Annotated in this window: 22 protein-coding genes and 1 pseudogene; 7 read left to right on the top strand and 16 right to left on the bottom strand. The window is 41.2% G+C overall.

The features are described 5' to 3' along the window. Positions 1-633 precede the first annotated feature (633 nt). Together R8695_RS16390 and R8695_RS16395 are read left to right on the top strand one after the other, a co-directional pair. Positions 634-1,065, top strand: coding sequence for a Fur family transcriptional regulator (locus R8695_RS16390; RefSeq protein ID WP_118510022.1), 432 nt, complete (start codon positions 634-636; stop codon positions 1,063-1,065). A 286-nt stretch (positions 1,066-1,351) separates the two neighbouring features. Beyond that, positions 1,352-1,897, top strand: a complete 546-nt coding sequence (locus R8695_RS16395) for an NADH peroxidase (RefSeq protein ID WP_118510020.1) — start codon at positions 1,352-1,354, stop codon at positions 1,895-1,897. Between the two features lie 112 nt (positions 1,898-2,009). Here R8695_RS16395 and R8695_RS16400 read toward each other — a convergent pair whose 3' ends face one another. From R8695_RS16400 to R8695_RS16410, 3 genes are all read right to left on the bottom strand, one after another. Next, the gene (locus R8695_RS16400) at positions 2,010-3,425 is read right to left on the bottom strand and encodes an Ig-like domain-containing protein (protein WP_118510018.1); all 1,416 of its coding nucleotides are present in this window, start codon (positions 3,423-3,425) and stop codon (positions 2,010-2,012) included. A gap of 147 nt (positions 3,426-3,572) precedes the next feature. Next, the gene (locus R8695_RS16405; protein WP_154781067.1) at positions 3,573-4,229 is read right to left on the bottom strand and encodes a hypothetical protein; all 657 of its coding nucleotides are present in this window, start codon (positions 4,227-4,229) and stop codon (positions 3,573-3,575) included. Between the two features lie 47 nt (positions 4,230-4,276). Then, positions 4,277-4,825, bottom strand: a complete 549-nt coding sequence (locus tag R8695_RS16410; RefSeq protein WP_154781066.1) for an Ig-like domain-containing protein — start codon at positions 4,823-4,825, stop codon at positions 4,277-4,279. Positions 4,826-4,978: 153 nt separating this feature from the next. Between R8695_RS16410 and R8695_RS17800 the strand changes: the two are divergent. Next, a pseudogene (locus R8695_RS17800) lies at positions 4,979-5,170 on the top strand (argininosuccinate synthase); the annotation flags it as partial. 240 nt (positions 5,171-5,410) lie between these two features. On the opposite strand, the gene R8695_RS16420 reads toward R8695_RS17800, so the two are convergent. Continuing rightward, a complete protein-coding gene (locus R8695_RS16420) occupies positions 5,411-8,770 on the bottom strand; it encodes a leucine-rich repeat protein (RefSeq protein WP_154781065.1) in 3,360 nt (1,119 codons plus the stop codon). A gap of 418 nt (positions 8,771-9,188) precedes the next feature. On the opposite strand from R8695_RS16420, the gene R8695_RS16425 reads away from it, so the two are divergent. The 3 genes from R8695_RS16425 to R8695_RS16435 are packed head-to-tail and all read left to right on the top strand — an operon-like array spanning position 9,189 to position 10,953. After that, positions 9,189-9,353 (top strand): hypothetical protein, encoded by a 165-nt coding sequence (locus R8695_RS16425; RefSeq protein WP_167515506.1) that lies wholly within the window; start codon positions 9,189-9,191, stop codon positions 9,351-9,353. Between the two features lie 24 nt (positions 9,354-9,377). After that, positions 9,378-9,869: a hypothetical protein gene (locus R8695_RS16430; RefSeq protein WP_317676192.1), complete on the top strand. Its 492-nt coding sequence runs from the start codon at positions 9,378-9,380 to the stop codon at positions 9,867-9,869. 4 nt (positions 9,870-9,873) lie between these two features. Next, positions 9,874-10,953, top strand: a complete 1,080-nt coding sequence (locus R8695_RS16435) for an IS66 family transposase (RefSeq protein ID WP_317676193.1) — start codon at positions 9,874-9,876, stop codon at positions 10,951-10,953. 25 nt (positions 10,954-10,978) lie between these two features. Here the strand turns inward: R8695_RS16435 and R8695_RS16440 are convergent, their stop codons facing one another. Then, complete coding sequence (locus R8695_RS16440) at positions 10,979-12,271, bottom strand: zinc ribbon domain-containing protein (RefSeq protein ID WP_118510008.1); 1,293 nt, start codon at positions 12,269-12,271, stop codon at positions 10,979-10,981. A 14-nt stretch (positions 12,272-12,285) separates the two neighbouring features. Then, a complete protein-coding gene (locus tag R8695_RS16445; protein WP_243139483.1) occupies positions 12,286-12,990 on the bottom strand; it encodes a serine/threonine protein kinase in 705 nt (234 codons plus the stop codon). A gap of 126 nt (positions 12,991-13,116) precedes the next feature. Between R8695_RS16445 and R8695_RS16450 the strand changes: the two genes are divergently transcribed. Next, positions 13,117-13,542: a helix-turn-helix domain-containing protein gene (locus R8695_RS16450; protein WP_118510006.1), complete on the top strand. Its 426-nt coding sequence runs from the start codon at positions 13,117-13,119 to the stop codon at positions 13,540-13,542. A 93-nt stretch (positions 13,543-13,635) separates the two neighbouring features. Here the strand turns inward: R8695_RS16450 and R8695_RS16455 are convergent, their stop codons facing one another. The 10 genes from R8695_RS16455 to R8695_RS16500 form a co-directional block, all read right to left on the bottom strand. Continuing rightward, on the bottom strand, positions 13,636-16,470 hold the full coding sequence (locus R8695_RS16455; RefSeq protein WP_154780079.1) for a leucine-rich repeat protein: 2,835 nt from the start codon (positions 16,468-16,470) through the stop codon (positions 13,636-13,638). Between the two features lie 220 nt (positions 16,471-16,690). After that, positions 16,691-17,056, bottom strand: a complete 366-nt coding sequence (locus R8695_RS16460) for a hypothetical protein (RefSeq protein WP_308418814.1) — start codon at positions 17,054-17,056, stop codon at positions 16,691-16,693. A 74-nt stretch (positions 17,057-17,130) separates the two neighbouring features. Beyond that, complete coding sequence (locus R8695_RS16465; RefSeq protein WP_330585068.1) at positions 17,131-18,123, bottom strand: D-alanyl-D-alanine carboxypeptidase family protein; 993 nt, start codon at positions 18,121-18,123, stop codon at positions 17,131-17,133. A 250-nt stretch (positions 18,124-18,373) separates the two neighbouring features. Continuing rightward, complete coding sequence (gene rplA / locus R8695_RS16470; RefSeq protein WP_118510000.1) at positions 18,374-19,069, bottom strand: 50S ribosomal protein L1; 696 nt, start codon at positions 19,067-19,069, stop codon at positions 18,374-18,376. 61 nt (positions 19,070-19,130) lie between these two features. Beyond that, positions 19,131-19,556 (bottom strand): 50S ribosomal protein L11, encoded by a 426-nt coding sequence (gene rplK / locus R8695_RS16475; protein WP_008705378.1) that lies wholly within the window; start codon positions 19,554-19,556, stop codon positions 19,131-19,133. Positions 19,557-19,626: 70 nt separating this feature from the next. Next, positions 19,627-20,142 carry a transcription termination/antitermination protein NusG gene (nusG, locus tag R8695_RS16480; protein WP_118509998.1) on the bottom strand — a complete coding sequence of 172 codons (516 nt, stop codon included), beginning with the start codon at positions 20,140-20,142 and terminating at the stop codon, positions 19,627-19,629. Positions 20,143-20,157: 15 nt separating this feature from the next. Continuing rightward, on the bottom strand, positions 20,158-20,367 hold the full coding sequence (secE, locus tag R8695_RS16485) for a preprotein translocase subunit SecE (protein ID WP_118509996.1): 210 nt from the start codon (positions 20,365-20,367) through the stop codon (positions 20,158-20,160). A gap of 52 nt (positions 20,368-20,419) precedes the next feature. Beyond that, a complete protein-coding gene (gene rpmG / locus R8695_RS16490) occupies positions 20,420-20,569 on the bottom strand; it encodes a 50S ribosomal protein L33 (protein WP_025578252.1) in 150 nt (49 codons plus the stop codon). 194 nt (positions 20,570-20,763) lie between these two features. Beyond that, positions 20,764-22,578, bottom strand: a complete 1,815-nt coding sequence (locus R8695_RS16495) for a sensor domain-containing diguanylate cyclase (protein WP_154780080.1) — start codon at positions 22,576-22,578, stop codon at positions 20,764-20,766. A gap of 101 nt (positions 22,579-22,679) precedes the next feature. Then, entirely contained in the window at positions 22,680-23,945 is a 1,266-nt protein-coding gene (locus R8695_RS16500; RefSeq protein WP_154780081.1) for a BTAD domain-containing putative transcriptional regulator, read from the bottom strand. Positions 23,946-23,970 lie beyond the last annotated feature (25 nt).

Below are 23,970 nucleotides of genomic sequence, written 5' to 3' on the forward strand. Positions count from 1 at the left end.
ATGGGAAGGAACTGGTGTTGGGAGAAATAAAAAAACGTCTCCTCAGAATATCTGAGAAGACGAGTATTACCCGTGTTACCACTTCTGTTCATTTCCGGGCTCGCGCGGGGAAACCTTGGGAGGTACGTTGTGATACCTCTACGCTGTAACAGGCGTGCCTGTCGCTGCCTAAAGCTGTTGACTCTCAGCAGTGCCTCTCGGAAGCCATCTTCGATCTGCTCCTTGCATATCCCTCTCAGCCTTGGAATCTGTTTATTGTGATCCGTGGGGATTTCTCTGTAATGCGGTCTGCAAATGTACTCTCTTCTTCAATGAGTTTGTATTATTTCGTGACAGCGGTTCGCTCTGTGATTGTGAAACGCTGCTAGTTATAGGAAATAGTTATTTCCTGTTATAGGGAAAATATAGCACATTTCGGTGGGTTTGTAAACCCACATTAAAATTGTCTGCTTTTATATTTCTGATGTCTTATCCAGAAGTTCACTCCTTTTAATGCTGCATCATTTTTTTGTTCTTTTCAAAATAATATCTTGACAATTTAAATCAAGTATTGTATAGTAACAATATCAGTAATGATTATTGTTATTAAATAAGCAATTAAAGTTACTGTAGTTCAGAGAAGGGAGGAATACCATGGCGACACTGAAATACAGCCGTCAGAGAGAATCTATCAAAGAATTTCTGCGAAGCAGGACAGATCATCCCACAGCAGACGTGGTATATGAGAATATGAAACTTATCTATCCAAATATCAGCCTCGGCACGGTATATCGCAACCTATCTCTGCTGGCTGATCTGGGAGAGATCAAGAAGCTTTCCTCTTTCGCCGGAGCGGATCACTTTGACGGTCGAACCGAGAGGCACTGCCATTTCATGTGTACCAGATGTGAGCGGATCATTGATCTGGAGAATGAGAAGATCCACCATATTATGGAACTTGCAGGTGAGAACTTTGGCGGAAAGATTACAGATTACAGCGCAAGATTCTTCGGACTATGCGAAGACTGTTTAAAAGAAACAGTAAATGAGTCCGATACTTCCGAGAATACTTCTGATGAAAATTAAAGTTATTCTCTAAAATACCTACCATATTTAATGTCAAGATGAACACAATTTTTTATCTATACAATTAATGATAAAAGGTCGCAAAAAAGATAAAATAAAACTTGACTTTTTCAATCAAGTATGGTAACCTAAGAACGTAGAAAATAGTAATGATTACTATTATCAAAAATTACTTTTTCTACCGCACATGCGGAAAGCACCAAAGAACCAAACGATGCCGAAAACAAACAGATTTTTATCCGGCATCCAATTAATAAATTCATTAAAAGAAAAGGAGATTTTAATTATGACAAAATGGGTATGTAGTGTATGTGGTTATGTTTATGAAGGCGAGAACGCTCCGGAAGTCTGTCCAGTATGTAAAGCACCAGCAGACAAATTCATCAAACAGGGCGAAGAAATGACATGGGCAGCTGAGCACGTTGTAGGTGTTGCTCAGGGCGTCAGCGAAGACATCATCGAAGATTTAAGAGCAAACTTCCAGGGTGAATGCTCTGAGGTTGGTATGTACCTTGCAATGGCCAGAGTAGCTCACAGAGAAGGATATCCGGAAGTTGGTTTATACTATGAGAAAGCTGCTTACGAAGAAGCAGAACACGCTGCTAAATTCGCTGAATTATTAGGTGAAGTTGTAACAGACAGCACAAAGAAGAACCTTCAGATGCGTGTAGAGGCTGAGAACGGTGCTACAGCTGGTAAAGTTGACCTTGCTAAACGTGCAAAAGCAGCTAACCTTGACGCTATCCATGACACAGTGCATGAAATGGCTCGCGATGAAGCTAGACACGGAAAAGCATTCGCAGGTCTGCTTAAGAGATACTTCGGAGAATAATTTCTAACACAACCTCGCATAAAATAAGTCTTTTTACAAGAGGGAATCACTTTCGTGATTCCCTCTTTTTGATGCTGTTTTCCAAAGGCTGTTGCAATCTTGAATTTTTTTACTAACCTACCATCCTTTTGGAAACTCCGTAAAAAGAATCTTTCTGATTGTCATCTAACTTGATATATCCTCTCTGTCCATTGTATTTAAAAATCATATAGTTATTATTGTCTTTTGAACAAAATCCCTCTAAAGTAGCAACAGCACCTTTTTTTAGAGTAAAGTTATTTTTCCCACTTGGAGAACTATAAAAAACAAGATTTTTCATTGCTACAAATTTATTATCATAAAAATAATTTTGGTAACCATCCTGATAATACTCTGAGGTTAATTTACTCTTGTCTTTGTAATATAAAGAAGTTGCAACGGCTGTATCAGACGCTCTTTTAAATACACCATTTGAATATACATAAGTATATTCCACATTAACTGCGCCTATAAGATATGGTTGAATTAAGTATTTTATTTTGATCGTATTATTTCCATTAAATGCTATATCATCAAGTATGGTGTAAGCATGTGAAAAACCACCCAATTTTTCATTTAATACTGTTTGAAATTTATTAGTTGCCTTATTATATTGAATAAAGAAATCGTCTTCGGAATATGAATAACCACTTTGAACTCGTATTATCTGAATATTATTTTTTAATGCTATATAGGATATACAAACATTATCACTCGATAATGCAAACTTCTGTGCATTTTTCCCATTTACAGATATTGATAACGTGCCATTAAATTTATTATCAGACCATCCAGTTCCTGTGGCTTGGATATCAAGCTGATCTGCATTTCCGTCTCCTGTCAGATCAATTTTGGTATGTAATTCATGATTTCCATAGACAACATTTATCATACCTAAATTCAGCTTTACTCCAATAATAGCTGTATGAATTGTAGTGTTATTAGATGGTGTATTCGTTGTTCCTACCGTAATTTTACAAGTTGCTTTCTTCCCACTTCCATCTTTCACTTTCACTGTAATTGTGGCAGTTCCATTTCCAACAGCTTTCACAACACCTTTTGAAGATACTGTTGCTACTTTTTTATTGCTTGAACTCCAAGTTACCGCTTTATTGTTAGCACTGCTTGGAGAAATTGTTGCTTTTAAAGTAAGAGATTTCCCCTTTTTAAGTGTAGCTGATGTTTTATTCAGCTTTATGCTTTTTACTGGCTGCTTAACTGTCACTTTACAAATAAATTTTTTCTTTCCATATTTGGCTGTAATTACCGTATTTCCCTTCTTTTTGGCTTTTACAACTCCTTTAGAAGAAACCGTTGCTACACTCTTTTGACTGCTTGTCCAGGTGATCTTCCCTTTGATTCCCGATACCTTTAATGTGTAAGTTTTGCCAACATTGAGCGAAACACTCTTTTTATTCAGCTTTGCAGCACTTACGGAAACAGGCATTACCATTACACTAAGCATCAGACATACCAATAACAGTATTGATACTTTTTTGAACCTCTTCATACTCTTTTTCCTCCTGAATCCTTTTTCTTTAACAGTATCACAATTTTTTCTTTCTTACAATCTTCACTGTATTGCGTCTCCCACAATTTACAAAAAAGGACAGCCGCCCGGCAAAGATCCTGCCGGTGCGGCTGCCGCATTTATACATTATAAAGAACCATAGAGACTTACTGCATAAGAATAATTCTTTCTGGTATCTTTGTAAATAATCTGCAGATAGTGCTGGCTGTCTAAAGTGATGCTACTTCCATTCTTAATCTTTTTCTGTACTCCTGTTCCATATTCACTGTAATATATTGCTTCTATCTTATAACCTTTCTTCGCAGTAATATTTATTTTTCCCTTTTTAGGAGAGCTGGAAGAAACTGTGACCGTATTTTTCTTATCAAGCTGTTTCTTATAATCCTTTTTTCCAACTACACATTTATTCAGCGGATTCGTATAATTGTAAACGGAAATCTTGGATTTAAAAGAATATTTTTTTCCATTTTTTCTCTTTACAGTAAATGATACTGTAGTAGTACCTTGTTTTTTAGCTTTTATAGTAATCGTATAGTCATCAATGAACTTCTCTTTTTTCACTGTCGCTACATTGGTATTACTGCATTTCAAATTCAGGATCTTATCAGATTTCACTGAATTCATGATTCCATACCCTATTTGATTTCCCTTCAACATCGTTATGGACTTCGCAAATTTAAGAGTACCGGCTGCCTGTGCTGTGACTGGTGCTGCTGCAAAATCCGCTACAATAAATGTAAACGCCAGGAATAATGCAATGACCAGATTTTTGATTTTTTTCATATCTGTTCCTCCTTAGATATATGATATTGTTGTATTCTTATAACTGCTTATTTTACAGTTATTTTGCAGGTTATTTTCTTTGAGCCGCTTCGAATAGTGATTGTCGCAGTTCCCTTACGCAGTCCTTTTACCACACCTTTAGATGTTACGGTAACTATCTTTTTATCAGATGAACTATAGGTAATTTTTTCCTGACTGGTTACCGGAGCGACTGTAATTGATGATGCCAGTTTCGTATAGGTGGTTCCTTTGGCAAGTGTCAGTTTTTTGACTGTAGAAGTAATCTTTGTAGTTTTCACTGTACTCTTCTTCACAGCCACTTTGAAAGATACCGTTTTCTTACTTGCAAGGGTAACAGTAACAGAAGCATTTCCTGTTTTCTTACCTGCTGTCAGCTTAAAGGTCCCATCTTTCTTTACAGCTGATACTTTTACAACTCCTGTATCGCTGGACGTAACCTTTTTAACATAATCTCCTTTGGCTAATCCTGATGCTTTGAATGCGGTTGTGGACTGTCCTGTTTTCAGTTTCAGAGAGGACGCTGTCAGTGAAATAGTCGGTTTCAGTTTGGCTGTTGTCTTCTGCTTTTTGATCACAGCACCACATACCTTACAGTGACTACCTCTTCATATAATTTCCCCTTTTTCCTTTTCTATAGTTTTCATAAAAGCTTATAAATTATCATACAACAATGCCAGTTTAAAATCAATTAACTGACAGCATAGTGTCCCCGCTTATTCCATAACCGGAAACTGTACAAAGGCAACATCATCAAAGCCGGTACAACTTCTCCATACAGCCTGTACAATGAATCTCTTGCATCCTTCACAACAGGTGACCTCTATGACCACCACGATGCAGACGGATTCATCACACTGTTCGGACTTCCACTGAAAGTTCGCGCTATGATGTTAAAAGAAGTTGAACAGAACAAAAAATAATCCCTGAAATAAAAAAATCCTGCTGAATCCATTTCAAGATTCGGCAGGATTTTTTATTGTACGGTAAATCATGACCACACCTTTATTTTTATTCAGCCATTCCCTGACCCTCTCCTCGCTCTCATGAAGAACCCGGGCTCTCCTGACAGGTTTTCGCAGGATTCCTGAAATGTGATCAGATTACTGATTTTTATGTGCTGTATTACTGTTCACTCTGTGTTCAATCGTATGTTTCTGTAATTACTTTTTAATTTTTACAGACTTCACATTACTCCAGGAAGAATACAGTGTTTTTCCTCCTTTTTTCGTATAGGCCCTGACTCTGACATAATAGGTTTTATTCTTTGTCAGAGAAGTAAGCGTAGCTTTTACAGTTGAATTCTTTTTGATGGTCTTTGTTTTCAGGCCGGTCTTAAAATTACTGCCTGTTGCGTACTGAACCTGGTAACCTTGTGCACTGCTGTTTCGTTTCCACTGGGCGGAGAGCTTTCTGCCGCTTACGTTAGTGGCCTTGCTCAAGGATACCTTGGATGGAGTTACAGAAACTGTGACCTTCTTTGAACCGGATTTATAATTCCTGCTGGATGCCGCCTTTATGGTAATGGTAGCTGCTCCCGCAAATTTCGCTGCGATTGTCACCTTTCCATTCTTGTCAACGGTAACGCTCTTATTATCCGACTTATATGTGAGGTTCGCCTTATACAGGTCTTTTGCCTTCAAGGAGAAGGTCTGTTTCTTCGTGCTCTGGGTTTTCTTTACACTGGAAGCTGTAATCTTATTCGTTCCCGGAACAATCTTAAAGGTTGCGGTCAGCGTTCCCTGGTACCGTCCTTTTATTCCAGTTACAGTCACTGTTGCTGTTCCCACATTTACATTATTCTTCCAAGTAACCTTATAATCAAGCCCTTCATCAAGGAACTGGTCTCCAAAATCACCATGATAGGATTTATCTTTCACATAAACCTTCATTTTCTGTGCCGCTCCGGTATATGGCATTGTAGTATATCGCAGGCTCAGTTCCCCATAACTCTTCAGATCCGCTCCATATATATCTCTGCTTTCTGGATCCCAGGCAGACCAGGTTATCCAGGTTCCACCATAACTTTGAAGTTTATCCTTGGTCCAGGTCGGATTGTTTTTCGGATAATACGCCGTTAATGCCCTGCCTCGGAACATATTCTCTGACATTTCTGGGGCATCCCCATAAAAATACAAGCTATATATCTGTGTTCCTTCCAGAACATCATCTTCAATCTTTTTGATCGTTTCTGCAATATCAGCGGATGTACTATCCCAGTTTTTAAATGTATCTTTCGTAATAACTGTCTTATCTCCGGATGGAGCTGGGGTTGTCGTTGGCTTCGGCGTCGCTGTTGGTTTTGCGGTCGGCTTCGGGGTTGCTGTCGGTTTCGCAGTCGGCTTCGGCGTTGCTGTCGGTTTCGCAGTCGGCTTCGGCGTTGCCGTTGGTTTTGCGGTTGGCTTTGGCGTTGCTGTCGGCTTCGGGGTTGGTTTCGGCGTCGCCGTCGGTTTCGGCGTTGGCGTTGCCGCATTTTTCTTCCAGACTGCTGTAAATGTTCTGTCTCGATATGCGCCTTCCAGCAGTTTCGTATCTGTTACCTCACTGCCATCTTCATCTTCCCATCCCTGGAATGTATATCCCTTCCTTGTCGGCGCCAGAAGCGGATAGGATTCTGTCTCACCTGCCACATAACTGGTATGGTTTCCTGAATTGTTCTGACCGCCACCCAAATCATAATTAATCTTGTAAGTTCCTCCAGTGTAGAAAATAATTCTGGACTGATCTAACTCACTTTCTTCCGCTGCATCAGAGCCTTCCCAGTTCCATTTAAAACTTGTTGCACTGGAACCGCGGACCATGGCAAATTTCACAGTACTTAAACTTCCGATTCCCATATACCGCACATTTTTAAATTCCTCAAAATATTGGGAATAGCTTCCATAACTTTCAGGCACTTTCGTCCATTGATAATTTCCTGTAATATTATCCGGAATAATGACCTTGTCCAGTTTACTTCCATAAAATGCGAATTCACTGATGGATGTCGTATCTGTAGGCAGTGTATAAGTTCCTCCCGGATTCTTTGCCGGTGGATAGAAGATCAGCTGTCTGGTCGGAAATCTCTGATAGGAATCTTCTGTAGGATCCCATTTCCAGTACAGAATACCATCTACAGAATAATAACCGCAATTTTCCTTCACTACATTAATCTGTTTTAAACGTTGTGCTTTGCAGAATGCCGCTGTATCCAGACTGAAAGATGCCTTCATATTTGACAAATCCAGATTGACGGTTTCTACCTGCGAGTTTCCAAAAGTGCAGGCACTTACCCGATTCCCACTCGGTATTCTTACTCTTACTGTAGAAAGAGGGAACTTCGGGCAATTTCTTAATTCGTCTGTCCAGACTGTCTGCAAATTGGCTTTTGTATTTAAAGTAGTAAGCTCCGGACACTCCTCCAGACTTAAAGATTCAAACGCACACTCTGTATTAATTTCCGTAAGTTTCGGACAATCACTCGCTATTACACGACTGAAACTACCCGTAGTATAAACAATTTTAACGTTATCATCATACCATATATTTAGCCTGTCAGCATTTCCATTAAATACTACCGTTTCAACCTGAGTAAAAGAACCAGGAATTGTCAATTCTGTCTTTTCCACCTTCTTCCAAAGCTCATAATCAAACTCTTCATATACATCATTTCCATATATTACTAAAGAAGTAACTGTTTCACCCAGGCCATGATAAAGTGAACCATACTTGTTCCAGGAAGCACTGTTATACATTTTCACCGATTTCAGCTTAGGCTGTTTCTCCTTATCTTCATAATAATCATCAAACAACCAGCCGGTATCTGAAAAATCCGCTCTGAATTCCGAATTATTCGGCAACGTCAGGTCTTCCAGATTTCTGAATGCCCCAAATATACCATAGTAATTACACTTACTGCCCCTTACAACTTTCGTAACCGAATCCGGAATCTCGATAGCCCTTATGGTCTGAGGATCGAAGATCCAGAATCTGTTAGAATAATCCGTGGAACTTCCAATATACGGACCAATGGCTGTTACCTTTTTCCCATTGATAGTACCGGGAATCCTCAGCAGATACACATCAATGTTTCCACCCGGTTTTCCCCATCCGGTAACAGTCAGGGTTCCATCATCATTCTCATAGCCGATCCAGCCATGCCACTGTCCATCCTCTTCCATAATATTATGGGAATACCTGTCCTTAATCTCCTCTGTATCCCCTGCTGCCTCTGCACCGTCATCAAATACTTCTGCACCAGCAGCAACTGGTTCTTCTGTTCCATCTCCGAATTCCTCTGCATCAGGATTCTGAGATACCTGCCCTTCATCTGCACTTCCATCAGACACCTGGGCAGCTTCATCCGATTCGCTTTCTTCCTGCGAAACCACATTATTTTCTGCTGCATTTTCCTCTGTACCATCCGAGAACTCTGAAATTCCTGCAATTTCAGTCTCCCCTGCATATACCCCAGGCGCAGAAGTCACTGTCACTGCCGCAGCTACGGACAATGCCAGCATTTTCTTTAAAAAACTTTTCTTCATACTCTTCTCTTCCTTTCCTCTTCGGCCTTTTTTCCAAAGATCTTATAATACGATAATACCCTCCCATTTGTGTTTTCGTCAATCATAAATTATAAATCCGGAAATTTTCACAGCAAAAAAGTTACTGTTCAAAGGTGTGTATAAGTCATTGTAAAAAGTGACGAAATTATTTTTTCTATTTTGTGGATAATTATCTTCAGCAGAAAAAACTGTGTTTATAGTTTTTTCTGCTGTTCTTTTTCACAAAAGTTATACACCGAATCTTATCCATTCTTTCAGACAGAGGCCTTATATCTGCTCATTTTCAATCTTATAATGGAGATTTATCCACAGTCAGATTGCCCAATGGGTCATTTCCGGGAATTCGCTTTTTTCTGCATTTCTGCTATACTTTTTTCAAGAAAGAGAGGTTGTTTTTATGGAGATTGATTTTATACAGGAACTAAAAAAACGTGATGAGCTTCTTGACGGCTATCTCAGGCAGATCGAGATCCAGGAGGAATTCATCCAGAAACAGAAAGAGCTGATCGAATATCTCGAGGATCATATCTCAAAGATCACAGATATCGTCAGCAGTGTTTAGCAGGACTGTACCGGAGGAAAACGTATGCCTGATACTTATGATCATATCACTCTCATGTGTCGGCTGAAAGCTGCACAACGCAGAAACAAAGAACTGGAATCTGGCGAAAGATATATCCAGTTAGAAGAACTTCATCAGAAAGAGTACAACGTTTATGAACATAAGATTGAGAAGCTGAAAAAAGAACTTGCAGATGCGCACAAAGAAACGATCCGTGTGCGCAATTACTGGCTTCAGGTACTGGAGGATATGCTCCGGGAGTTTGAAAAGGCACAAAAAAGGTCCGCGCAGGAACTCCGAAAAATGGAGATCCGTACACTGAATGCAGAAAAGCAAAGAGATGATGCACTGGATAAAGCAGCCGTTTTCAGACATCAGTTTTATGAAGCGGCATCCAGACTGGAAGAAGAACAGGGAAAAAACAGGCAGAAAACCAGGCGGGCAGCCTGGCCACAAAGGGCACTGCCGGAAAAGGCAGGAGCCTACGCAGCCAGTTATCCTCCTTCCTCCACCTGAAGAAGTGCTCGAAGACTGTGTTTTTAAAAAGACTGCCAGGACCATCGTAAAGCAGATGGTAAGTATCCGTATGGTCCTGAATGTAACGGAATATCATGCAGATGTTTATTATAACAGTCATACGGGAGAACGTGCACATGCAGCATTTCCAGATGGAGTTATCGATGATGTGAATTATGATGGCAGCATACGTGCTTTTCTGTTCCTTCTGAACAATGACTGCTGTACATCCATTGATAAGAGCAGGGCTTTTCTGTCCGACCTGACGGGTGGAAAACTGAATATTTCCAAAGGCATAATAAGCAGACTAAACCGGGAGTTTGCTTTAAAAACTGAGCCTGAACGCAGGTCTGCCTATGCAGATATGCTGCTTTCCCCTGTTATGCATACGGATGATTGTACAAATGCCAGGGAAAACGGAAAGAGCTGCCAGGTATATGTCTGTGCAACCCCGGACGGAAAAGCCCTGTACTTTGCCCGCGAGAAAAAGGGACACGAAGGAGTAAAGGGTACGGTTACAGAAGACTATCAGGGGATCCTTGTCCATGACCATGATATTACCTTTTATAATTATGGAGCAGATCATCAGGAATGCCTTGCCCATGTACTGCGGTATCTGAAAGCCAGCATGGAGAATGAACCAGACCGTACCTGGAATAAAAAAATGCATGCACTGGTGCAGGAAATGGTCCACTTCCGAAATGGATGCCGGCAGCCACACGGGCCAGATCCGGAAATAGTCTCCGGATTCGAAAAACGATACCGTGAGATACTGGAAACTGCCAGGAAAGAATATGAAGACATTCCGGCAAATGATTATTATAAAGACGGGTACAATTTATTCCTGAGAATGGAGAAATACATGCACAACCATCTGTTGTTCCTGCATGATATCCGGGTACCTGCCACGAATAATGAAGCCGAAAGGCTTCTAAGGAATTATAAGCGGAAACAGGCGCAGGCCGTGACATTCAGAAGTTTCGAAAGCATCGATTATCTCTGCCAATGCATGAGCATGCTTGTTTTGATGCGCCTTGAAGATCCGGCAAATATATATGACAGAGTGTCCAGAATATTTGGATAAAGAAAACTGATGGCTTTGACTGTTATCAGTCTACACCATCGGTTTTCTCAAGTCCAGCTAACCCTTGAACAGTAACCATAACCGCCCTGGCTGTATCCACCGGATGCTCCGCCTTATTATCAATATCCGTATCATTTCCAGAAAATATACTTCCTGCGAAATCAAGGACTTCTGATCCTGGCAGGCTGTCAATGCAGACAGCAGTTCCATTCCCGGTAAATGTATTGTTTAAGTAGCTCGGGGCGGTTCCATACGCAGAACTGGTATTAAATTTCAAAGCTGTATTGTTATTTGTGAAAGTACAAGCACTGGCATTGACCCATGCTCCGTTCTGTGCCAGAGCAGCGGTATCCCAGCCTTCGAAGGTGCACTGGGAAAGGAGTACAAGACAATACGCATTCAGTCCGGTTCCTGAATTACCTTCGAAACGAATCCCCGACATCTCCGCATAATTTCCATTAAGCCCTCTCATGCTCACTGTTCCTGTAAAAGTAGTCTCAGCGTTTCCTTCTTTACTTCCATAAATCCCCCAGACGTGATTGCCGAAAGTAATATCTCCCTCATAAGTCACTGCCGGAAGATGCAGATATACCGGTGTATCGGAAGACACCTCTTCTTCAATGGAAGCCAGCAGCGTCTTCAGATCATCCGTTGTTTCCATGGGAACATCTTCCGAAAAATAGGCGACTGCAGCCTGTTTTTCTATCGTAAGACGGGTACTGAGAGAAATGGTATCTCCATTTTTCATGGTCAGTGTCCACAGAATATCATTGGTACCACTGTCAGAAGTATACATAATATCCGAAACATAGGCTGCATTCGGAAAACTTTCGTTATGTACCGGTTCTATATATTCCATTTTCTGTGAATCTTCAGATGGCTTTGTATCAACCACACAGGATTCCACCTCTTCTGAAAACTCCTCCCATGCCAGCTCTCCTGTCTCCTGATCGAACGCATACAGCTGACAGGGAAGTGCACTGTCCATGCCTTCTGACAAAGTATCTGTACGTTCTCCCTGTGCATGTCCCGTCACCCCATCTCCTTCAGAGAAAGTCAGAAGAACTTTATAAGATTTATCTTTATCTGGATAAACGATCTGCGCGCTGCCTTCATAAGTCTGTGGTCTGTGATGCAGAGAAATCAGCGTCCCCACTGCAGCAACTACAGCCAGTATTCCCAGAACCATAAGCATTTTCTTTTTCCACCTTCTCGGGGTCTTTACTTCTTTTTTTTCCATCTGAACTGCTGTGCAGTGTGGACAGAACGATGCGTTATCCGGAAGCGGATGCCCACATTTTATGCATTTTTTGCTCATTCTTCCTTCTCCTTTTACAGAACCTCCATCAAATGAAGAATATTTTTATACCTTTTCTCCGGGCTTACCATTGTACAGCGTTGTACGATCCGCCCTATTCTTCCACCTGCAAGCTTTCTGGAAGGATGTTCCCCTGTCACCATAATATTGAGCAGAACACCCAGCGCATAAATATCAGCGCGCCCGTCTGACTGAGAAAGGCCGTATTGCTCCGGTGCGGCAAAACCGGTTGTACCCAGAATCTGAGTGTCTTCCTGGATAGCACTTTTATATATTCTGGAAGCATCAAAATCAATCAGTACCGCCTCTTTCCCACGTACAATAACATTGTCCGGTTTTACATCCCTGTGTACCACCCCCATGGAATGAAGCACCCACAATGCCGAACACAGCTGTCGTGTAATCTGCCTGGCCTCTGCTGCAGTCAGCAGACCACACTCCAGAATATCTCTGAGTGTATCCCCCTGTACATATTCTTCCAGCAGGACAGTCCTGCCGTCTCTTTCCCCTACTTCCATAATCTGGGGCAAATACGGGCAGGAAATAGTGAGAAGCAGCTGATAAACTTCGCTGCTCCCATAAAAATGTCTAAAAATATAACGGGTGCCGCTGTCTCTGTGACGTACAAGTGAGACTTCGCCCCGTTCACTTTTCTTGATCAGCCTTATGGTATCATATTCATTATGAACTGACTCAAGAAGGTTGTCATAAATATCCATATTTCTCATCCTCATCACTATGCGGTCTGCATATTGTTTTTCAGAACCATTTATAGTATATTGTTATTTGAGTACACTATTTAGAATATTGTATCTTATTCAATAACTATTGTAAAGGCGCGGATTATGAAAAAGAAAAATACAGATGGTTTACAGCAGGAACTTATGGATTCACCGGATCTTACTCTGTTCCTGTCCCAGAACCAGGAACAATTTGTGAATAAAAGTGTATCTGAGTTATTAAACCATCTGTTTGAGAAGAAAAATATTTCCAAGGCTGCTCTTGCCAAAAAAGCCGGTATGAGTGAAATCTATCTTCACCAGATTTTCGCTGGCCGTCGGAATCCTTCCAGAAACCGTCTGCTGTGCCTGTGCTACGGTCTGGAAGCCAGTGTCGAAGAAACCCAGGAATTACTGAAACTCTGCGGAATGGCCCAACTCTACCCGAAACTAAAACGTGACGCTATCATCTATTACGGATTGCTGCATAAACTTAGCTTGTTTGAAATTAATGATAAGTTGTTTGATGAGAATGAAGAAACCTTGTTCTGAACATATAATATAAATAAAAAATATCTACGTATTTTTCAAAAAATGGAGCCCCTTTATACAGGACCCCATTTCTCTTTGTAATACTATTTTACATTAACCTGTTACTTTTGTTTTCGCCCCGGCTCCTTTTGCTTTAAACAATTTCTTATATGCAGAAATCTTTGCTTTCGGAACTTTGAAAGTACAGGTTGCCTTTATTCCCTTGAATGCATTTGCTCCCACATTTTTATCTGTTAATTTGGAAGTATTCACGATAACCTTAGCCAGTGATTTGCAATTGTAAAATGCCTTCGCACCAATCCGTCGTACATTACTTCCTATGGTAACCGACTTTAATTTCGACGCATTTGCAAATGCGGAAGAATCAATTCCTGTAATCTTGTAGGATACACCTCCAATTTTTACAGTTTTTCCTATTGTAAGGGATGTTCTTGTTTTCTTATCAGTAATTCCCTTTACACTCACTGTACCTTTTCCATTAACAGCAGCATTTGTTACTCTGTAGGTGATTTTGCTGACCGTGACCTTCTGCTTCTCAGGTAACGTAATCTTAAATGTTGCTTTCGCTGTAATTCCTTTATATTTGCCTTTTCCGGTAACAGTTATTGTGGCCGTTCCAATGTTTTTATTATTTTTATATGTTACTGTATAATCTGTATTTTTCTTTAATGTTTTGGAACCTTGTTTAACTGTAACACCTATTTCCTGTGATTTTCCATTATAAATAACAGATGATTTACTGACAGTTACCTTGAATGACCTTACCGTTCCACCCAAGTCGATAAATTCAATTCCCTCTGTACTTTCAGCATATTTCTCCGCTGCTGTGTCGGCGTAACCACTTAGTTTGAATTTTTCTTTTGGAAATGCAGGTTCGTATTTGTCATAATAAACTCTGTTTCCCTCTACACGCTTCACTGCCTTTGTGCCAAATGCATATTCTCCAATGTTCTTTACACTGGCAGGAACCGTTACCTTGTTTAATGCCGGGCAATTCAAAAAAGCTCTATGCCCAATTTCAGTAACTTTATCACCAAGAACCACTGATTTAAGATTTGTATAACCTTCAAAAGCTAATGAACTTATTTTTCCGTTCTTGATAGTGATTTCTTTTAATCCAGGTAATTCCTCTGGTTTTCCAATTCTTCCATCTTCACCCAGATGTGGCACCGTTAATTTTTCCACACCACTATTTCTCAGAAATCCTCTTTGCAATATTGTAACACTATCCGGGACAATAAGCTCTTTCAATGCTGTCATTTCCTTAAAAGCATCTACATCTATTTCTGTGACTCCTTCCGGCAGTATCAGTTCTGTAATAGATTTATCACCTGCAAAAGCACCTCTTCCAATAACTGCCGGACCATTTTCGAATGTTACATCTGCCAAATTTTCACAGCCACTAAAACAATAATCAGAAAGCGTCACTTTTCCTGATATATGAACTGATTTTAACGCAGTAATTCCATTAAAGGCATTCTGATTTAAATTCAGATTTTCATCTCCGTTAATTACCAGACTCTGAACATCCCCTGAGATCCTTCCAATCTCCGCAACATCGTTTCCAATCAGTAATGTCCATCCTGTACTGTTCGGGAGATATCCTTCTACCTTTTTGGCTGCCTGAACATCAATTACTTTTAAATTTTCACACTCATCAAAAGCGCCTAACAGTAACTCTGTATCTTTTCCGGTAACTGTCAATTTTTCAAGACTGGATTCATTCCAGAAAGAATCACTGCACATACTAACCAGAGTCTGTGGAAGTACGAGTTCTTTAATACTTTTACATCCCAGGAAGCATCCCTGTCCCACGCTTGTCACATGATCCCACTTCACAGAACTAAGGGATTTACACGACATAAAACTGCCTCCACCTAACTCTGTAACCTGATTCAGATCTATCTCTTCCAGACCGGTTTCTGAAAAAGCACTATCTTCAATTTTCTTAATGTTATCGGGGATCACAATATGTTTCAAAGAAGTACATCCCGAAAACGTAGCAAACCCTATCGTATCATACTGTCCAGGCTCAATCGTAACATCCTGAAGCTTAGCACACCTCGAAAAAGCATGATAGCCCAGACTTTTTACATTTGATCCAATATATACCTTTTCCAATGATTCTGTACTCCATGGTGCAGAAGTCCGCCAGGAAGGCAATGTACCACCATAAATATACATCTCTTTCAATGAATCATTGCGTGAAAATATACTTACACCATAAGTAATATCAGTACACAAAAATGTAACCTTTTCAATCCTGGTATTACAAAATGCATAATCACCTATCTTCGTTACACTTTCAGGAATCGTCAGTTCGCCTCCCAGATTCTCACAATTCTCAAAAGCATTATAATCAATCGTCTTCAGTTCATTTCCAAATTCAACTTTCTCAAGACTCCCGCAGTTTCTAAAAGCTTCACTTTCAATGGTCGTTACATAGGGCATTTCAACAATATGGACCCCACTTCCTGCAAATCCTTCTGATTCAATAACCTTTACATTTTCTCCCAGCACAATCTTTCTTGCATACGCAGTGGAAAAAGCTCTTAAACCAATGGTTGTCACATTATCCGGAACAACCAGAACATCTCTTTCAGTGCCATGATACTTCACCAGGACTCCATCTTCTATCTCAAAATCATCTGATGCCGCCGCTGGCAGGACCGTATCCTCAAATTCTTCATTCTCCGTTTCTCTGTCCTCTGTTTCATCTTCTACAATACCAATATCCTGTGGCTGCGTCGCATCATCTCCGATTTCCTCCCCTTCCGAAAAGGCAGAAATATCTGTATCATCCACAGCATTACCTTCATCTGCTGTAAATTCAACATTCAGATCTGACGCCATTGTACTGACACCACCAGTTCCCACTGCTAATGCAAGACAGCACATGCAATTAATCAAAAACTTTTTCTTTTTCATAGACTTCTGTCTCCTTTCTTTTTTCTAAAATTCTACTATATCAAATTCAACAATTCAAGAACAAATATCTATCAATTTATCTTTTATGTAAAAGAATTCTAATTTTTCAACTTATCATAATGTAATCATTTATTCGCCTGAAAATACCAAAAGAGCTATCGGTCATTCCGTTTTTACCGATAGCTCTTCTTTATCCGTTCGTATTTTCATCATTGAAAGTTTAACTGCATTTTTCCTGAAGTTTAGCAACCTGATCTGTTAGAGAATTAATTCTAATCTCATTCATCATTACCCTGTTCATCCAGGTAATCGGCACATTCATCTTATCGATTACATTCTGGTAATTCTCTGCAAGGATGGAAAGATTTTTGTCTGTTGTGTTCTCCAGATGCAATTTAATATCCGCAAAATTATTTCTGGTCTCTTCTTCAAAACGCTCCTGACACTTTTCCATTCGATCCATTCGGCCTTCAAAATCATCCATTCGACCTTCAAAACCATCCATTCGACCTTCAAAACCATCCATTCGAATTCCAAATCCTTTGACCTCTGCTAAAATAGCTTCCAGTATTTGTCTGTCTGTCACCAGTTCCACCTCCTTTTACAGCCCGTATCGTTCTTATGTATGTGACTGATTATAACACGAACCTCAAACTCTGTCTACCCTTCAGACCCATTATTCATCTTTTCCTCAATCGCAGCTCCAACTCTGTTATAAATGTTTACCGCATCCTGAATATGGGGGATTGTATTTGTATTATCACCGACTGCTCCTGCGGAAACGAAAATATATTCTCTGCCCTCAATCTCTGCAAAACTTGTCAGGCAGTGTCCGGCCTCGCTGGTGTATCCGGTTTTGCCACCCAGAATCTTTCCACCTGTTACTGTGGGATCGGGCAGATTTTTAAACATGGTGCTGTAATACGTGATGCCATCCGGGTGGATATTGGTCACTCCTGTGGAATGTCTGGGGCTTTCCACGATTTCACGAAACGTATCATTCTTAATGCAGTACTTCATCAGTACCGCTATATCCTTAACCGTGCTGTAATGATCCGGATTATGTAGCCCTGTAGAGTCACAGAAATGCGTATTGTCCATTCCAAGCTTCGCAGCCTTCTTATTCATCAACTCTGCGAAATCCGCCTCAGAACCGCTGATGGTATCTGCCAGAGCAATACAACACTCAGCTCCCGACGGAAGCATGGCACCATAAAGAAGATCAATCACCCGCACATCTTCACCCGGCTGAAATCCCGCCTGGGTCGCATCCTGCTCATAGAGCCCGGCGAACATCTCATCCGTCAGCGTAATCTTCGCCTCCAGATCATCCAGATTCTCGATAGCCACGATCACTGTCATGATCTTCGTCATGGAAGCAGGATAGATCCTCTCCTCTCCATTGATCTCTCCCAGTATCTTACCACCCCGCGCCTGCATCAGGATCGCATTGGGACTGTTGATTCCACTGATATCCACTTCCTTCAAAATTGGCTGCTGAAACTGCGCAAACCATTCCTTCATGCCTTTATTCCAGCCAACCATTATGACCAGCGCACAGATCACGATCACCTCAATAAATGTACACAACACAATCCTGCCCGCATTTCTCCGGGCATAACCCCTTCTCCTTCTGCGTCTTCTGGCTGCCAAAGTAATTCCTCCTGTCTGTCACTATCTATATCTGCTATCATATAACACATACATCTAAAATATCTCTATCATCCATTCATCCTCCCTACTATAACACACTCTCTCGAAATCCTGTAACCCCCTTCTTTCGCCAAACCGAAATACCAAACCAGGCAGATATTCACAATTAAAGAAAGGTACTTCCTGATCCGGTTAAAAAAGAGTGCAAAAAAGCCCCCGAATTTCTTCGGGAGCTTCATTTTGCTTAAATTTATTGTGCTAACTTAACCGGGTTGATCTTCACACCAGGTCCCATTGTCGGAGCGATTACAACGCTCTTTAAATACTGACCTTTCAGTGTGCTTGGTCTAGCCTTAACGATAGCATCGATCAGCGTCTGGAAGTTGTCGCTTAACTGTTCTTCTGTAAAGGATGCTTTACCAACCGGAACATGAATGATGTTGGTTTTATCAAGACGGTACTCAATCTTACCTGCTTTGATATCGTGAACTGCTTTAGTAACGTCCATTGTTACTGTACCAGCTTTCGGGTTTGGCATTAAACCTTTCGGTCCAAGTACACGACCAAGACGACCTACAACACCCATCATATCTGGAGTTGCAACAACAACGTCGAAGTCTAACCATCCTTCGTTCTGGATCTTCGGAATAAGCTCCTCAGCTCCTACGAATTCAGCACCTGCTGCTTTTGCTTCTTCAGCTTTAGCATCTTTAGCGAATACTAAAACACGAACTTTTTTACCAGTACCATGTGGCAGAACAACTGCTCCACGGATCTGCTGATCTGCATGACGTCCATCGCAGCCTGTACGGATATGAACTTCGATAGTTTCGTCAAATTTAGCAACTGCAGCTTTTTTAACTAAGCTGATAGCTTCTGCGGTATCATATAATGTAGCGCGGTCTACTGCTTTAGCAGCTTCCACGTATTTCTTTCCTCGTTTCATTTCTATAACCTCCTGTGGTATTTGCGGGGAACGCCCTCCCACTTACTATTTAATATTAAAATTAATCAACTACTTCGATTCCCATACTTCTTGCAGTACCAGCGATCATGCTCATAGCTGCTTCGAGGGATGCTGCATTTAAGTCTTTCATCTTAAGTTCAGCGATTTCCTGAACCTGAGCTTTAGTAACCTTAGCAACTTTTGTCTTGTTCGGTACGCCGGAACCGGATTTGATCTTAGCAGCTTTCTTAAGAAGAACTGCAGCCGGCGGAGTTTTGGTTATGAAGCTGAAACTTCTGTCTGCATAAACAGTGATAACTACAGGAATGATTAAGTCTCCCTGATCTGCTGTTCTTGCATTGAACTCTTTTGTGAACTGAACGATATTTACACCGTGCTGTCCAAGAGCTGGACCTACAGGTGGTGCTGGAGTTGCTTTACCAGCCGGAATCTGTAATTTGATATATCCTGTTACTTTCTTTGCCATTTTTCGGCACCTCCTATGTGGTATTGGCGGGGGTTTATGGTCCCTCCCACGATATTGTTACCTTTGCTTGTTACATCTGTTTGATTTCTGCGAAACTAATTTCTACCGGCGTTTCGCGGCCGAAAAGTTCAACATTGATCGTTGCTGTCTGCTTCTGTACATTAAGAGCAGTGATAACACCAACGGTATCTTTCCAGGCACCGCCTGTGACAACAACTGTATCCCCTTCTGCGAAATCCACCTGGATATCCTCATTCTGGATACCAAGAGGGAGCATCTCTTCCTCAGTTAACGGTACCGGCTTGGATCCTGGTCCAACGAAGCCTGTTACACCTCTGGTGTTACGGACAACATACCATGTATCGTCATTCATAACCATGTTGAGAAGTACATAGCCAGGAAACATTTTCTTCTGAACCTGTTTCACAGTTCCGTTCTTCAGCTCGGATACTTCCTGTAAAGGAACACGAACCTCGAGGATCTGGTCTTCCAGGTGTCGGTTTTCGATGGTTTTTTCAATGTTGGCTTTTACTTTGTTTTCATACCCTGAATAGGTATGAACAACATACCATTTCGCTTCTGACATACAATCACCTTATCCTTATTTCATTAAAAGATTAATGCCTTCGAGAATAAATGAATCCATTACGCTGATCAGTACACAAAGCACAATTGATACGCACACAACCACGATGGTCTGTTTGAGCAGAGTGCTGCGGTCTGTCCAGACGATCTTCTTGAATTCTGATTGAAGTCCCTGAAACCAACTCTTCTTCTGGCTTTTGCCAGCAGATTTTTCATTTCCTTGCATAGCCTGACCTCACAATTCTCTGTGAGTAACTGTTTCGTCCAGTTACCTTGGATTACTTTGTTTCCTTATGCAGAGTGTGTTTGCGGCAGAACTTACAATATTTCTGAGTTTCCATTCTTTCAGGATGGTTCTTTTTCTCCTTAGTCATATTGTAGTTACGCTGCTTGCACTCGGTACATGCTAATGTAATCTTAACGCGCACAACTTCCACCTCCAGTGTTTTCATTTGCATGGTCATTTCCTCATGCCTGACGATGTATCCGTCACCTTTTTCGGGCATAAAAAAAAGACCTAACTTCCATGTCGCTTGTCAAGTTTATCACAAAACAGCTATGGAAGTCAAGCCTTTTTATTAAATTCCATGATTTATTACAACAGTAAAAATGAGAATTGTTTTCAGACGATATGCCAGGTTCCTTTTTTGGTTCTTTTCACCTCATAAAGCCCCTTATCTGCCCTCTTGTACAGTTCCTGGAACGTAACTTTTCCTTTCTCTGTAAGGGCAATACCCATGGAAACAGAAATAGTAACTGTTTCTCCCTCATTCTCGTAGGTAATATGAAGCTGTTCGGAAAGCAGTTTCACTCTTTCCTGCAGTACATCCAGCGGAATATCCCTGAAGAAGACAACGAACTCATCACCGCCAAGCCTGCAGATCACATCCTGTGCACGACAATTATCCCTGATGATCTTCACTACATCATGGAGCGCATGATCGCCCCACATATGTCCCAGACGGTCATTCAGATTCTTGAAGTTGTCCAGGTCAGCAATCATAAATGCATGAACAGAACCGGCCTCCGGATCACTCTTCAGGATCTGCTCGATCCTCTCTGTACCTGCTGCACGCATAATGGCTCCTGTCATCGGATCAGTCTCACTGTCTGTGATATCCTCAATACTTCCCACCATTCGTGAAACAGCCCCTGAATCATCGAAAATATTGGTGGTAAATATCTGCAGGTATCTCATTCTGCCCTTAGACCAGACTGAGATCTTTTTCTGACAGGTAACTTCTTTATTTTCGATGGTTTCCAGAATATTCCTGATATCTGCACAGGACTGCGGACTTACCTTGCTGATATTTTTCAGCAGGATAGGAATGCTGAGCTGTTCCTGATCCAGACCGATATCTTTATACTTATCATTCAGAAACTGGATAAGTTCTGTTTCCACATCATATGTAAACACACAGGTATCACTGTTTCTGGCTGTGATCCTGTAGGTTTCCTCATTTAACATCAGTCTGTTGTTCAGTCTGCGGATATAACGTTTATCTTCCCTCTGGAAATACAAATATACCAGCAGGACCAGAACCATCATTCCGATAAGTTTCGCAGTAAGCTTTATGACATGTTTCTGATATACGGCACTTTCACGTGCGATCTCCGTCTCCCGGATCGTTGTTACTGTATACAGATGAATATCTCTTACCGGTGCGATCACCGCTACCATTCCATCATCATTATCTCCGTAAATCTCAAAGGGCACCGTAACCCCGCTCCTGATCCTGAGCTGGATTGTGGGCAAAAGCAGACTCAGATTTCTTTTTCCCATATCTTCGAAGAAATTCGTTCCTGTAGTATTTCTCACATCCTGTTTCAGCAGATAATTTCCATCTTCATCCAGCACAAACTGATTTCTCTTTTCTTTTTCCTTCGCTATATCATCAAAGATATTCAGTCTGGTACTGGAAAGAATGCCACAGAGAATTCCTTCTATCTGGTGGGCATCATTATAAATCGGCACGGACAGAACAACACCGCTTTTATATGTAGTACCATTCTTGCTGATTGCTTTATTTCCGGACATACTGGTCTTGAAATAGCTCATCTCAGAATAATCTTTCTTCATTCCCGGAGCTTTTCCACCCTTGTTCAGAATTCTCATATATACGAAATGAGTTTCTTTTTTGCTGTAAGTCCTGCCCAGAAATCTCTGAGTCTCTTCACTGTCCAGAGACATATCTTTGATCCTGGCTGCTGCTGATTCCAGTATCTCATAATAACGAGCCGTCTTATACTCAATCAGACGTGCATTCTGCTCTGTCCATTCTGTTACATTATCATATTTTTTATTTTTCTCTGTTTTTTTCAACATTCCATTGAAATTCAGCAGTGACCATGCCGTAAACAGTAATGCTACAATTCCAGTGAGGATCAGGATCCTTTTTTGAAATTTTTTATTACGTGTCCCTTTCACTTTTATCACCTGCCCGGATACTCCCGCACCCAGAATTCCTTTTTGTTACATTATATCTGCGTCCCAAGTACTTGTCAAACAGATTACTGTTCACTCTGTGCCCAGTAACCTCAAACAGAATCATTTTCCCAGCCTGCTTTTCTCTGTATCCGTACAGGCAGATCATAGTCTGCAGTAACTTCGCGCATTTCTGCTCTTATTTCTACTCTTACACAATTTATCTCTTTCATATAACTGCCTCTGATCCGGTTTATTACCTTGTACACACCCTCAAGAGTGCACCATGGCAGCATCACAATATACTGTTCATCACTGTATCTGGCAACCACATCTCCCATTCGAAGCTGATCCATCAGGATTGTTTTCAGCTTCTCCATTGCTTTCTTTTTATGGTAAAGGAATCTGGCAGCTTCCATAACCTGTTCCAGCTCGTGAAATTCAAGAGTGAGAAGCAGCAGATATTCCGGTATTTTCCCTCTGGATGCACGCCTTGTTTCCAATCTGTAGATTTCCCTGAATACTGTATATTCACACAGAAATACACCTGACAGCTCCGGTTCCTTTATATTGCTGCACACATCCTCCAGAGTTGCCTTTTCCAGATTATGATCCATCTTCAGGATTTCTTCATAAAGTGCCTGTATTCTCCGTGATCTCCGGATTCCCAGCCTGGAATGCAGGATCTGGCTGGCCACCTCATACTGTTTCAGGGCATTCTCCATATCCCCCATTTTGATCCAGCTTCTGATCAGCCAGTAATGCATATCTTCATTCACTTCATCACAGGTGATCCCATATGCGCAGATCTGGTGGATCTTCTTGTAATCCCCGGTCTGATCATACAACACACACAGTTCCCCTGTCAGTTTCATAAAAAAAGAATGATAGAACGTAAAGCGCACGGAAAAAAAGGAATCTGCGCTTAAAACTGCTGTCAGCGGTTTCCTGTATATGAACAGTGCTTCTTCATAGGCAGTAATCCTTTCTTCCACCAGTTCTTCCGGTATACTGCGAATCTTCTCTGCTGCCTGTCCGAATTCTTCCATGTCACAGGAAACGGGAATATTTGGGTTCCATCCATAAGCCCCTGCACTGGAAACAATATATTCTTCTGTGCCCAGTTCCCGCAATGTCATCCGCAGTCTGTAGACCAGATTTTTCAAAGCTCCCAACGGATTGGCAGAACCTCCATTTCCCCACAGAAATTCTCCCAGTTCTTCCCCGCTGATCATTCGTTCCCTGTTCATAACGAAATATGACAGCAGTTTCAGGATCTTTCTGGAGTGGATTGTCTGTTCATCCAGCATCCCTCTCTCGCTTTTTATGGAAAAATCTCCAAAAAAGCATACTTTTACAATTTTCTTTTTCTCTTCCATATTTTTCCCCCTTCATCTTCTGTGC

This window comes from Blautia luti (assembly GCF_033096465.1).
Taxonomy (GTDB): domain Bacteria; phylum Bacillota; class Clostridia; order Lachnospirales; family Lachnospiraceae; genus Blautia_A; species Blautia_A luti.